Origin of the sequence: Streptomyces sp. SirexAA-E (genome assembly GCF_000177195.2) — a bacterium.
GTDB classification, from domain to species: domain Bacteria; phylum Actinomycetota; class Actinomycetes; order Streptomycetales; family Streptomycetaceae; genus Streptomyces; species Streptomyces flavovirens.
On sequence record NC_015953.1, the window covers coordinates 2,536,785 to 2,548,881 of the forward strand.

Consider the following 12,097-nt stretch of genomic DNA (forward strand, 5'->3'; position numbering starts at 1 on the left):
CCCCGGATCGCGCGGTCGACGCCTTCGGGCTCACCCGTCGCCGAGCCCGCCCGCCCGTGGGACGCCCGGCAGCGCGAGGCCCACGGCTGCCGTTCCGTCCCCCGTCCGGACAGGACGCGGGAGGGGCGGGACCGCCGCCCGGGCCCGCGCGCCCGTCCCCGGCCCGCCATCCGGCAGCCGAGGCAGTGGGGCGTGTCCGGCACGGGCGGTGCTGTCCCGGGTGCGCCGGCCCTCTCCGCCCACCGGCCGGGGCCCGCCGGGCTTGCCCCGGCCCGCGAGGTGCAGCGTCCAGGTGGTGAGCGCCGCCACGACGACGAGGGCCACGCCCAGGCCCAGCACGACGGCCGACCCGGTGACGACAGCGAACCCCAGGACGGCGCAGGCGAGGCCCCCGGGGCGGTCCCGGTCCAGCCGGCGACGGTGTGTCCCGGACCGGCGTCGCCATGTGCGGGCATCAGCCCTCGGTGCCGCCGCCCGCCGCCTCGAACGCGCCCCGGGCGAGCCGGTGCAGCAGGGCCGCCGTCGCCGCGCGGCCCGGCAGTGCCTCCGGGCGGGCGAGGTGCGGGGTGGAGTTCAGCAGCCCGAACACCGCGTGGACGGTGACCCTCGCCTCGCCCTCCGGGAGGGAGGGGTACAGGGCGCGCACGGCCTCGACCCAGACCTCGACGTACTGCCGCTGGAGGCGGCGCACCCGTTTGCGGTCGGTGTCGCGCAGCCGGTCCAGCTCCCGGTCGTGGAGGGTGATCAGGGGGCGGTCGTCGAGGGCGAAGTCGATGTGGCCCTCGATGAGCGCGTCCAGGAGGGCCTCCGGGGAGCCGCCCGGGGCCGCCCTCTCCTCGCTGACCCGCCTGCCGCCGTCGAGGAGGCGCTCACTGATGCCGACGAGCAGCTCGGCGAGCATGGCGTCCTTGCCGGGGAAGTGCCGGTAGAGCCCGGGGCCGCTGATGCCGACGGCGGCCCCTATCTCGTCGACCCCGACCCCGTGGAAACCGCGCTCGGCGAAGAGCCGGGCGGCCTCCTTGAGGATCTGCTCGCGACGGGTGGGCGCCGCGACACGGGAGACGGCACGGGCGGCTGCGCGGTCGGCGGCATGGGTGCTCATGAGGATTCATTCTAGACAGTGGCGTTAGCGCTCGTTAACCTGAGCTCACGCGTTAACGCTCATTAACAACGGCTCACCAGCCACAGCACGCTCAATCCACCACTGCGGTACGGGCAAGGGGGCTCGACACGATGCAGCAGGCACCGGTCCTGGCGAGCGCGGCGGATCCCGCCTCGGAGGCCTGGAAGGCCAACGAGGCGGCGCACCACGCGCTCGCCGAGGAGCTGCGGACGCGGCTCGCCACGGCACGGCTCGGCGGGGGTGAGAAGGCCCGCGCCCGGCATGTGGCACGCGGCAAGCTGCTGCCGCGGGAGCGGGTGGACACGCTGCTCGACGCGGGCTCCCCCTTCCTGGAGCTGGCCCCGCTGGCCGCCGAGGGGCTGTACGGCGGGGCCGCGCCCGCGGCCGGGGTGATCGCCGGGATCGGGCGGGTCAGCGGCCGCGAGTGCGTGATCGTCGCCAACGACGCCACGGTCAAGGGCGGCACGTACTACCCGATGACGGTGAAGAAGCACCTCCGCGCCCAGGAGGTGGCGCTGGAGAACCGCCTGCCCTGCCTCTACCTGGTCGACTCGGGCGGCGCCTTCCTCCCGATGCAGGACGAGGTCTTCCCCGACCGGGACCACTTCGGGCGCATCTTCTACAACCAGGCCCGGATGTCCGGCGCCGGCATCCCGCAGATCGCCGCCGTCATGGGCTCCTGCACGGCCGGCGGGGCCTACGTGCCCGCCATGAGCGACGAGGCCGTCATCGTGCGCGGCCAGGGGACGATCTTCCTCGGCGGGCCGCCGCTGGTGAAGGCCGCCACCGGCGAGGTCGTCACCGCCGAGGAGCTCGGCGGCGGGGAGGTCCACTCCCGTACGTCGGGGGTCACCGACCATCTCGCCGAGGACGACGCGCACGCGCTGCGGATCGTCCGGAACATCGTCGCGACGCTCCCCGCCCGTGATGCGCTCCCCTGGACCGTCGAGCCCGCCGAGGAGCCCGCGACCGACCCCGCCGGGCTGTACGGCGCGGTGCCCGTCGACTCGCGTACGCCCTACGACGTGCGGGAGGTCATCGCCCGGGTGGTGGACGGCTCGCGCTTCCAGGAGTTCAAGGCGGAGTACGGCCAGACCCTGGTCACCGGCTTCGCGAGGATCCACGGGCACCCCGTCGGCATCGTCGCGAACAACGGCATCCTGTTCTCCGAGTCCGCCCAGAAGGGCGCCCACTTCGTCGAGCTGTGCGACCAGCGCGGCATCCCCCTGGTGTTCCTGCAGAACATCTCCGGGTTCATGGTCGGCCGTGACTACGAGGCCGGGGGCATCGCCAAGCACGGCGCCAAGATGGTGACGGCCGTGGCCTGCACCCGGGTGCCCAAGCTGACCGTCGTCGTCGGCGGCTCCTACGGCGCGGGCAACTACTCGATGTGCGGACGGGCCTACTCACCGCGCTTCCTGTGGATGTGGCCCAACGCCAAGATCTCCGTCATGGGTGGCGAGCAGGCCGCCTCGGTCCTCGCCACGGTCAAGCGGGACCAGATCGAGGGGCGCGGCGAGCAGTGGGCCGCCGAGGACGAGGAAGCCTTCAAGGCCCCGGTCCGCGCGCAGTACGAGGAGCAGGGCAGCGCCTACTACGCCACCGCCCGGCTCTGGGACGACGGCGTGATCGACCCGACGGAGACCCGTCAGGTGCTGGGACTCGCCCTGACCGCCTGTGCCAACGCCCCGCTGGGAGACCCCCAGTTCGGCGTCTTCCGGATGTGAGGTGAGGACCCCCGTGTTCAGCACTGTTCTGGTCGCCAACCGTGGCGAGATCGCCGTCCGGGTCATCCGGACCCTGCGGGAGCTCGGCGTACGCTCGGTCGCCGTCTTCAGCGACGCCGACGCGGACGCCCGGCACGTCCGGGAGGCCGATACGGCGGTCCGTATCGGGCCCGCGCCCGCCGCCGGGAGCTACCTCTCCGTGGAGCGGCTCCTCGACGCGGCCCGCCGCACCGGGGCCGAGGCCGTCCACCCCGGCTACGGCTTCCTCGCGGAGAACGCCCACTTCGCCCAGGCCTGCGCGGACGCCGGGCTGGTCTTCATCGGCCCGCCCGCCTCCGCCATCGCGCTGATGGGCGACAAGATCCGGGCCAAGGAGACGGTCGCGGCCGCCGGGGTCCCGGTGGTCCCGGGATCGTCCGGGAGCGGGCTCACCGACGCCCAACTGGCCGGGTCAGCCCGGGAGATCGGGATGCCGGTGCTGCTCAAGCCCTCGGCGGGCGGCGGCGGCAAGGGCATGCGGCTGGTGCGTGAGGAAGCGCTGCTCGCCGAGGAGATCGCCGCCGCGCGGCGCGAGGCGCGCGCCTCCTTCGGCGACGACACGCTGTTGGTGGAGCGGTGGATCGACCGGCCGCGCCACATCGAGATCCAGATCCTCGCGGACGGCCACGGCCGGGTGGTGCACCTCGGCGAGCGCGAGTGTTCGCTCCAGCGCCGCCACCAGAAGATCATCGAGGAGGCTCCCTCGGTCCTGCTCGACGAGGGGACCAGGGCGGCGATGGGCGAGGCAGCCGTCCAGGCGGCGCGCTCCTGCGGGTACGTCGGCGCGGGCACGGTCGAGTTCATCGTCCCGGGCGACGACCCGTCCTCGTACTACTTCATGGAGATGAACACCCGCCTCCAGGTGGAGCACCCGGTCACCGAGCTGGTCACCGGTCTCGACCTGGTGGAGTGGCAGCTGCGGGTCGCCTCCGGTGAGCGCCTCCCGTACGAGCAGGCGGACATCACGCTCACCGGGCACGCGGTGGAGGCCCGGGTCTGCGCCGAGGACCCGGCGCGCGGCTTCCTGCCGTCGGGCGGCACGGTGCTCGCCCTGCACGAGCCGCAGGGCGGCGGGGTGCGGACGGACTCGGGGCTGAGCGAGGGCGTGCCGGTCGGCAGCACGTACGACCCGATGCTGTCGAAGGTCATCGCCTACGGGCCGGACCGTGCCACGGCGCTGCGCAGACTGCGGGCGGGGCTGGCGGACACGGTGGTCCTGGGCGTCCCGACGAACGCCGGTTTCCTGCGGCGGCTGCTGGCCCATCCGGCGGTGGCCGCGGGTGACCTGGACACCGGGCTGGTGGAGCGCGAGGCGGACTCACTGGTGCCGCACGGGGTGCCCGAGGAGGTGTACGCGGCGGCCGCGCTGCTGCGGCAGCCGTCGCCGGTGGCCGCCGCCGGCTGGGTCGACCCGTTCTCCGTGCCCAGCGGCTGGCGCCTCGGCGGCACCCCCGCCCGGACCTTCCACCACGTCCGGATCCCGGGCCACGACCCGGTGCGGGTCGGGGTGCGGGCGGGCACGGGAGGCACGGCCGAGCTGGACTTCGGCCACGCCGGGGACCGGGAGGAGCCGACGGACGCCTGCGGCCCGCTGCCCTCCGGCCCGGCACCGGAGGGCTCCCGGCTCGTCGAGGTGTCGGACCGCCGGGTGACCGTCGAGCTGGACGGACTCACCCACACGTTCAGCCGGGCGGACTCTCCGGACGGGGTGTGGCTCGGCCGGGACGGGGACACCTGGCACGTGCAGGACCACGACCCGGTCGAGGCGTCGCTGAGCGGCGCCGCCCGCTCGGGGGCCGACACGCTCGCCGCCCCCATGCCCGGCACGGTCACGGTGGTGAAGGTGGCCGTCGGGGACGAGGTGGCCGCCGGGCAGAGCCTGCTGGTGGTCGAGGCGATGAAGATGGAGCACGTCATCTCCGCCCCGCACGCCGGCACCGTCACCGAGCTGGACGTCACGGCCGGTACGACGGTCGCCATGGACCAGGTCCTGGCCGTGGTCGCTCCCGGGGAGGACGCATGACCGGCATCGAGGAAGACGGCGCGATCGGCGCCACCGCACTGCCCATGACCGTGCCCCTTCCGGGGCTGCCCGCCCGGGTCCGCATCCACGAGGTCGGAGCCCGCGACGGCCTGCAGAACGAGGCGTCGGTCGTCCCGACCGAGGTGAAGGCCCAGTTCATCCGCCGGCTCGCGGAAGCCGGGCTCACCACGATCGAGGCCACCAGCTTCGTGCACCCGAAGTGGGTGCCCCAGCTGGCCGACGCGGAGCGGCTGTTCCCGCTGCTCGGCGAGATCGCGGACGTCGGGGACGTCGAGCTCCCCGTCCTCGTACCGAACGAACGCGGTCTGGACCGGGCGCTGGCGCTCGGTGCCCGCCGGATCGCGGTGTTCGGCTCGGCGACCGAGACGTTCGCCGCCCGCAACCTCAACCGCACGGTGGACGAGTCGCTGGCCATGTTCGAGCCGGTGGTCGCCCGCGCCACGGCGGAGGGGGTGGGGGTGCGCGGCTATCTGTCGATGTGCTTCGGCGACCCCTGGGAAGGGGCCGTCCCGCTCGGGCAGGTCGTGCGGGTCGCGAAGGCGCTCATGGACCTCGGCTGCGACGAGCTCTCCCTGGGCGACACGATCGGTGTGGCGACGCCCGGTCAGGTGGTGGCCCTGCTCGCCGCGCTGAACGACGCGGGTGTGCCCACCGCCTCGATCGGGGTGCACTTCCACGACACGTACGGCCAGGCCCTCTCCAACACCCTGGCCGCGCTCCAGCAGGGGGTGACGACGGTGGACGCCTCGGCGGGCGGCCTCGGCGGCTGCCCGTACGCGAAGAGCGCGACCGGAAATCTCGCCACCGAGGATCTCGTGTGGATGCTCGACGGCCTCGGTGTCGACACCGGGGTCGATCTCGGCGCACTCACCGCCACGAGCGTGTGGATGGCCGAACAGCTGGGCCGGCCCAGCCCGTCCCGTACCGTCCGCGCCCTGACTCACAAGGAGTGACCCTCCCATGTCCCTGGACCACCGGCTGACCGCCGAACACGAGGAACTGCGCCGCACCGTCGAGGAGTTCGCGCACGAGGTGGTCGCCCCGAAGATCGGCGACTTCTACGAGCGCCACGAGTTCCCGTACGAGATCGTGGCCGAGATGGGCCGCATGGGCCTGTTCGGGCTGCCGTTCCCCGAGGAGTACGGCGGCATGGGCGGGGACTACCTGGCCCTCGGCATCGCCCTGGAGGAGCTGGCCCGCGTCGACTCGTCCGTGGCGATCACCCTGGAGGCCGGTGTCTCGCTGGGTGCCATGCCGGTGTACCGCTTCGGCACCGAGGAGCAGAAGCGCCGGTGGCTGCCGAGCCTCTGCTCGGGCGAGGCACTCGGCGCGTTCGGGCTGACCGAGCCGGACGGCGGTTCAGACGCGGGCGGCACGCGCACCACGGCCGTCCTGGACGAGGCCGCGGGCGAGTGGGTGATCAACGGTTCCAAGTGCTTCATCACCAACTCCGGTACGGACATCACGGAGCTGGTCACGGTCACGGCGGTCACCGGCCGCAAGGAGAACGGCGCCCCGCGCATCTCGGCGATCATCGTCCCGTCCGGCACCCCCGGCTTCACGGTCGCCGCCCCCTACTCCAAGGTCGGGTGGAACGCCTCGGACACCCGGGAGCTGTCCTTCTCGGACGTCCGCGTGCCCGCGGCGAACCTGCTGGGCGAGGAGGGCCGCGGCTACGCGCAGTTCCTGCGGATCCTGGACGAGGGCCGTATCGCCATCTCGGCGCTGTCCACCGGCCTGGCCCAGGGCTGTGTGGACGAGTCGGTGAAGTACGCCGCGGAGCGGCACGCGTTCGGGAAGCCGATCGGCGCCAACCAGGCGATCCAGTTCAAGATCGCCGACATGGAGATGCGGGCGCACATGGCCCGGGTCGGCTGGCGGGACGCGGCGTCCCGGCTGGTGGCGGGCGAGCCGTTCAAGAAGGAGGCGGCGATCGCCAAGCTGTACTCCTCGACGGTGGCTGTGGACAACGCGCGTGAGGCGACGCAGATCCACGGCGGCTACGGCTTCATGAACGAGTACCCGGTGGCCCGGATGTGGCGGGACTCCAAGATCCTGGAGATCGGCGAGGGCACCAGCGAGGTCCAGCGGATGCTGATCGCCCGGGAGTTGGGCATGAGCGCCTGATCCGGTCCCGCGCCGGCTCCGGCCGGGCCCGGGAGTGACCCATGACCGCCCTTGCGTCGCCTCGCCGACGCAGGGGCGGTCTTTTCCGGTCACGAGGGTCCGGAATTCGTGGTTAGGCTAGCCTTTCTTCCGTCGTTCGCAGCCCCGTCACGACCACGGGGAACGACTGCGGGAAGCACTGCGGGGAGCGCTGCGGGAACGGCCGCGGGAGCCGCAGGAAGCACCACGGAAGAGCAGACCGCCCGTGCCCCGCGCCCGGACACGTTCCGGCTCCTGGAAGGACTCCCCGTATGACGACCGCCCCCGCCCTCGCCCCCTACCGGTTCTTCGATCTGCCGGTCCTGCGGACCCGTCGGCTGAGCCCGTCCCTCCAGCGGATCACCCTCGGCGGCCCCGGGTTCGACGGTTTCGTCTCGGGCGGCCGGGACCAGAGCGTGTCGTTGTTCCTGCCGCATCCGGGCCGGAGCGAGGTCGTCGTTCCCGTCGACGAGAACGGCGAGTGGTTTCCCGCCTGGCGGGCCCTGCCCCACGACGTACGGGCGATCATGCGCTCGTACACGGTGCGCGCCCAGCGCCGTACGGCGACCGGCACGACGGAGATAGACATCGATTTCGCGCTGCACGGGGACGGCGGGCCCGCCTCTCGCTGGGCCCGGGACGCGGCACCGGGGCAGCTCCTCAAGGTGCTGGGCCCGACGGGCGAGAACAACAACGGCATCCGCTTCCAGCCGCCCGAGGACACCGACTGGGTGCTGATCTGGGCCGACGAGACGGCGCTGCCCGCCGCGTCGGCGGCCCTGGAGTGGCTTCCCGCGGGCACCAGGGCCCGGGTCTGGCTGGAGGTCCCGCACCGCGGGGACCGGCTGGAGCTCCGCACCGAGGCGGACGTCCGGATCACCTGGCTGGTACGGGACGAGGGCGCCGCACCGGCCGCCGAGGCGGTACGGGCCGCGAAGCTGCCCGAGGGCACCCCGTACGCCTGGATCGCGGGCGAGGCCTCCGCGGTCAGGACGCTGCGCCGCCACCTCGTCCAGGAGCGGCGGATCGACCGCAGAAGGGTCACCTTCGTCGGTTACTGGCGGCGCGGGCTCAGTGAGGAGGAGCTGCGCGAGAAGGCCACCAGAGTGGCCGAGTAACACCGCATGGCCGGGCCGTCGGCCAGTCAGTACCACGTTCAACCAAACCGCCCGGTCGGTTACCGGAGGCTCCCCGGCTGGCAGAATCCCCCGCATGGCGGACATCATCACGCGTGACGGAACGTGGAGCTTCGACGGAGAAACGGTACGGATCGTCCCCGGCGGCAAGGTGCATCCGGTCCGGCAGGATCTGGGCGAACTCGCCGTCCCGCTGCGTGCGGTGGCGGGCGTCTCGTTCGAGCCGGACCGCAAGGGGGGCCGGCTGCGGCTGCGGCTGCGATCCGGCGCCTGCCCGGTGCTGCGGGCCGCCGACGGGCGGCTCAAGGACGCCTCGGACCCCTACCAGCTCGCGGTGGAGAAGGACCGCGCGGGCGTGGCCGAGTACCTGGTCGACGAGATCCGCAACGCCCTGCTGGTCGAGCAGGTGCCCGACGGGCCGGTGGACCACTTCCTGCTGCCGGGCCCCCAGGTCCCGGTGTCCGGCGGCGGCGGGGACGGCACGGCCTCCTTCGACGGCAGGACGGTCCGCCTCGTCTGGAACTGGAAGGCGGAGGAGTCCAAGACCGCGGGCGGCACGGTCTCCCTGCCCCTGTCGGAGGTGACGGGCGTGCGCTGGGTGCCCGCCATCGGGCTGGAGAACGGCTCCCTGCGCTTCGACCGGGCCGGCGCCGTCTCCCCCGCCCCGGCCAAGTTCGACCCGTACTCCCTGGAGCTGTGGGGGCTGTCGAAGCGGGAGCACACGGCCGTCCTGGTCGCCGCCGCCGTCCTCGCGCGCATGCCGGCGTCCGGCGGCGCACCGGACCGGGAAGCCGCTCCGGCCGCCCTTCCGCAGCCCGCCCCGGCGGCCGACGACCACGACGTGCTGCTGCGCCGACTCCGCGAGCTCGGTGAGCTGCACGCGGCGGGCATCCTCACCGACGAGGAGTTCAGCACCGCCAAACAGGCGGTGCTGAAGCGGCTCTGAACCCGTTGCGGCACCGGTCAGCTGTGAATCCTGCCCGATATCGGGCAGATTTGTTGCGAAAGTCATCCACCCCGAGCAATATCAACGGGTGCTCGAACGCCGCTCGTCATATGAGGACCTGATCGATCACCTCGTCCGCTCCACCGCGCTCCAGCGCGGCGAGGCGGCCCGGGTGGTCCTCGACGTGCTGGCGTACTTCAACGAGACGACCGAGGCCTTCGTCCGCCGCCGCCACCGCGAACTGCAGTCCGGCGGGCTCGTGAACACGGAGATCTTCGAGCGGATCGCGGCCGAGCTGCCGCACCGCGCGGTGGCGCCGCAGGAGCTCTCGCTCCGCCAGCTGCGCCGCATCGTCTACGGCTGAACGGACCGGGGCAGGCCGGGGCACCGGACTTTTGTACGTCGATGGAGGGCAGAGACTCTATGTGCGGGATCGTCGGATACATCGGGAAGCGTGACGTGGCACCGCTGCTGCTGGAAGGCCTGCAGCGACTGGAGTACCGGGGCTACGACTCCGCGGGGATCGTCATCACGGGCAAGGCCGCGGCGGGCAGGCCGGGCACCCTGAAGACGGTCAAGGCCAAGGGCCGGGTCCGTGACCTGGAGGCCAAGGTCCCCAAGCGGTTCGCCGGCACCACCGGCATCGCCCACACCCGCTGGGCCACCCACGGCGCCCCGAGCGACGAGAACGCGCACCCGCACCTGGACGCCGAGGGCAAGGTCGCCGTCGTCCACAACGGCATCATCGACAACGCCTCCGAACTGCGCGCCAAGCTGGTCGCCGACGGTGTCGCCTTCCTCTCCGAGACCGACACCGAGGTGCTCGTCCACCTCATCGCCCGGGCGCAGGCCGCGACCCTGGAGGAGAAGGTCCGCGAGGCGCTGAAGTCGGTCGAGGGCACCTACGGCATCGCCGTGCTGCACGCCGACTTCAACGACCGCATCGTCGTCGCCCGCAACGGCTCCCCCGTGGTGCTGGGCATCGGCGAGAAGGAGATGTTCGTCGCCTCCGACGTGGCGGCCCTCGTCGCGCACACCCGCCAGATCGTCACCCTCGACGACGGCGAGATGGCCACCCTCAAGGCCGACGACTTCCGCACGTACACCACCGAGGGCTCGTCGACGACGGCCACCCCGACCACGGTGGAGTGGGAGGCCGAGTCGTACGACATGGGCGGCCACGACACCTACATGCACAAGGAGATCTCCGAGCAGGCCGACGCCGTGGACCGTGTGCTGCGCGGCCGCATCGACGACCGGTTCTCCACCGTGCACCTGGGCGGCCTCAATCTGGACGCCCGTGAGGCACGCGGGGTGCGCCGCATCAAGATCCTCGGCTGCGGCACCTCGTACCACGCGGGTCTGATCGGGGCCGGTCTCATCGAGGAGCTGGCCCGCATCCCCGCGGACGCCGAGCCCGCGTCCGAGTTCCGCTACCGCAACCCGGTGGTGGACCCGGACACCCTGTACGTCGCCGTCTCGCAGTCCGGGGAGACCTACGACGTGCTGGCCGCCGTCCAGGAGCTCAAGCGCAAGGGCGCACGCGTCCTGGGCGTCGTCAACGTGGTCGGCTCCGCCATCGCCCGCGAGGCCGACGGCGGCATGTACGTCCACGCGGGCCCCGAGGTCTGCGTCGTCTCCACCAAGTGCTTCACCAACACCGTCGTCGCCTTCGCGCTGCTCGCCCTGCACCTGGGCCGCATCCGCGACCTGTCGGTGGCCGACGGCAGGCGGATCATCGAGGGCCTGCGCAGGCTGCCCGACCAGATCGGCGAGATCCTCGCGGCGGAGGACGAGATCAAGAAGCTGGCCGAGGAGTACGCGGGCGCCCAGTCGATGATGTTCATCGGCCGTGTGCGGGGCTACCCCGTGGCCCTGGAGGCCTCCCTGAAGCTCAAGGAGATCTCGTACATCCACGCCGAGGCCTACCCCGCCTCCGAGCTGAAGCACGGCCCGCTGGCACTGATCGAGCCGGCCCTCCCCACGGTCGCGATCGTCCCGGACGACGACCTGCTGGAGAAGAACCGTGCCGCGCTGGAGGAGATCAAGGCGCGCAGCGGCCGCATCCTGGCCGTCGCCCACCGCGAGCAGGAGAAGGCCGACCACACCATCGTCGTGCCGAAGAACGAGAACGAGCTGGACCCGATCCTGATGGGCATCCCGCTGCAACTGCTGGCCTACCACACGGCGCTGGCCATGGGACGCGACATCGACAAGCCGCGCAACCTGGCGAAGTCCGTCACCGTCGAGTAGCCGTACCGGGCCTCGCGGAAGGGGCGTCCTCCCTGGCGGAGGACGCCCCTTCCGCATACACGCAGGGCGAACCACCCGCTCCGCGCGGGCAGCTGACGGCCCCTCGGCAGAACCACCGGGGTGGGTACGCGTCAGGGGATGACGATGACCGGGCGCTGGGCGCGGCGCGCGAGACGGCCCGCCACCGAACCGAAGAGCCGCCCCACGAGACCGTGCGTGGAGCCGACGACGATGGCGTCCGCCGAGTACTCCCGGCCGACCTCCTCCAGTTCGTGGCAGATGTCCCCGCCGCGTTCGACGAGCACCCACGGCACCTCGGCCAGATAGTCCGCGCACGCCAGCTCCAGGCCGAGGACCTCGGTGCGGTGGTCGGGCACGTCGACGAAGACGGGGGGTTCGCAGCCCGCCCACACGGTGGTCGGCAGCCGGTTGGCCACATGGACGATGATCAGCCCGGAACTCAGCCTGCACGCCATACCGATGGCATACGCGAGGGCTCGTTCACTGGAGGTGGAGCCGTCGAAACCGACCACGACCCCATGCCGGAAGGCGGGATCGCAGGACGGGCGTGACGCTCCGACCGGCTGCGGGTCCGACCAGGGATCGGCAACCTGCTTGCGGTCTGCGGGTTCGGGGATTTCGTGACCGGCCATCGGTGTCTCGGCGAAGAGAGTCCTCGTGAGG

Annotated in this window: 11 protein-coding genes; 8 read left to right on the forward strand and 3 right to left on the reverse strand. The window is 72.5% G+C overall.

Annotation, left to right across the window (positions count from 1 at the left end; genetic code table 11):
* Window positions 1–30 precede the first annotated feature (30 nt).
* Together SACTE_RS34585 and SACTE_RS11195 are read right to left on the reverse strand one after the other, a co-directional pair.
* Window positions 31–339 (reverse strand): hypothetical protein, encoded by a 309-nt coding sequence (locus tag SACTE_RS34585; protein ID WP_050986363.1) that lies wholly within the window; start codon window positions 337–339, stop codon window positions 31–33.
* 115 nt (window positions 340–454) lie between these two features.
* Window positions 455–1,102, reverse strand: coding sequence for a TetR/AcrR family transcriptional regulator (locus SACTE_RS11195; protein WP_014046145.1), 648 nt, complete (start codon window positions 1,100–1,102; stop codon window positions 455–457).
* Between the two features lie 131 nt (window positions 1,103–1,233).
* Between SACTE_RS11195 and SACTE_RS11200 the strand changes: the two genes are divergently transcribed.
* From SACTE_RS11200 to glmS, 8 genes are all read left to right on the forward strand, one after another.
* Window positions 1,234–2,850, forward strand: a complete 1,617-nt coding sequence (locus SACTE_RS11200; RefSeq protein ID WP_014046146.1) for a carboxyl transferase domain-containing protein — start codon at window positions 1,234–1,236, stop codon at window positions 2,848–2,850.
* 13 nt (window positions 2,851–2,863) lie between these two features.
* Complete coding sequence (locus SACTE_RS11205; protein WP_014046147.1) at window positions 2,864–4,912, forward strand: acetyl/propionyl/methylcrotonyl-CoA carboxylase subunit alpha; 2,049 nt, start codon at window positions 2,864–2,866, stop codon at window positions 4,910–4,912.
* A complete protein-coding gene (locus SACTE_RS11210; protein WP_014046148.1) occupies window positions 4,909–5,886 on the forward strand; it encodes a hydroxymethylglutaryl-CoA lyase in 978 nt (325 codons plus the stop codon). The genes SACTE_RS11205 and SACTE_RS11210 overlap by 4 nt, the downstream gene beginning before the upstream one ends.
* A gap of 7 nt (window positions 5,887–5,893) precedes the next feature.
* The gene (locus tag SACTE_RS11215) at window positions 5,894–7,060 is read left to right on the forward strand and encodes an acyl-CoA dehydrogenase family protein (protein ID WP_014046149.1); all 1,167 of its coding nucleotides are present in this window, start codon (window positions 5,894–5,896) and stop codon (window positions 7,058–7,060) included.
* 290 nt (window positions 7,061–7,350) lie between these two features.
* A complete protein-coding gene (locus SACTE_RS11220; RefSeq protein WP_014046150.1) occupies window positions 7,351–8,196 on the forward strand; it encodes a siderophore-interacting protein in 846 nt (281 codons plus the stop codon).
* A 94-nt stretch (window positions 8,197–8,290) separates the two neighbouring features.
* Window positions 8,291–9,160, forward strand: coding sequence for a DUF4429 domain-containing protein (locus SACTE_RS11225; protein WP_014046151.1), 870 nt, complete (start codon window positions 8,291–8,293; stop codon window positions 9,158–9,160).
* A gap of 88 nt (window positions 9,161–9,248) precedes the next feature.
* Window positions 9,249–9,524: a hypothetical protein gene (locus tag SACTE_RS11230; RefSeq protein ID WP_014046152.1), complete on the forward strand. Its 276-nt coding sequence runs from the start codon at window positions 9,249–9,251 to the stop codon at window positions 9,522–9,524.
* Between the two features lie 59 nt (window positions 9,525–9,583).
* The gene (glmS, locus tag SACTE_RS11235; RefSeq protein ID WP_014046153.1) at window positions 9,584–11,413 is read left to right on the forward strand and encodes a glutamine--fructose-6-phosphate transaminase (isomerizing); all 1,830 of its coding nucleotides are present in this window, start codon (window positions 9,584–9,586) and stop codon (window positions 11,411–11,413) included.
* Window positions 11,414–11,544: 131 nt separating this feature from the next.
* Here glmS and SACTE_RS11240 read toward each other — a convergent pair whose 3' ends face one another.
* Window positions 11,545–12,066, reverse strand: coding sequence for a universal stress protein (locus SACTE_RS11240; protein ID WP_014046154.1), 522 nt, complete (start codon window positions 12,064–12,066; stop codon window positions 11,545–11,547).
* Window positions 12,067–12,097: the final 31 nt, after the last annotated feature.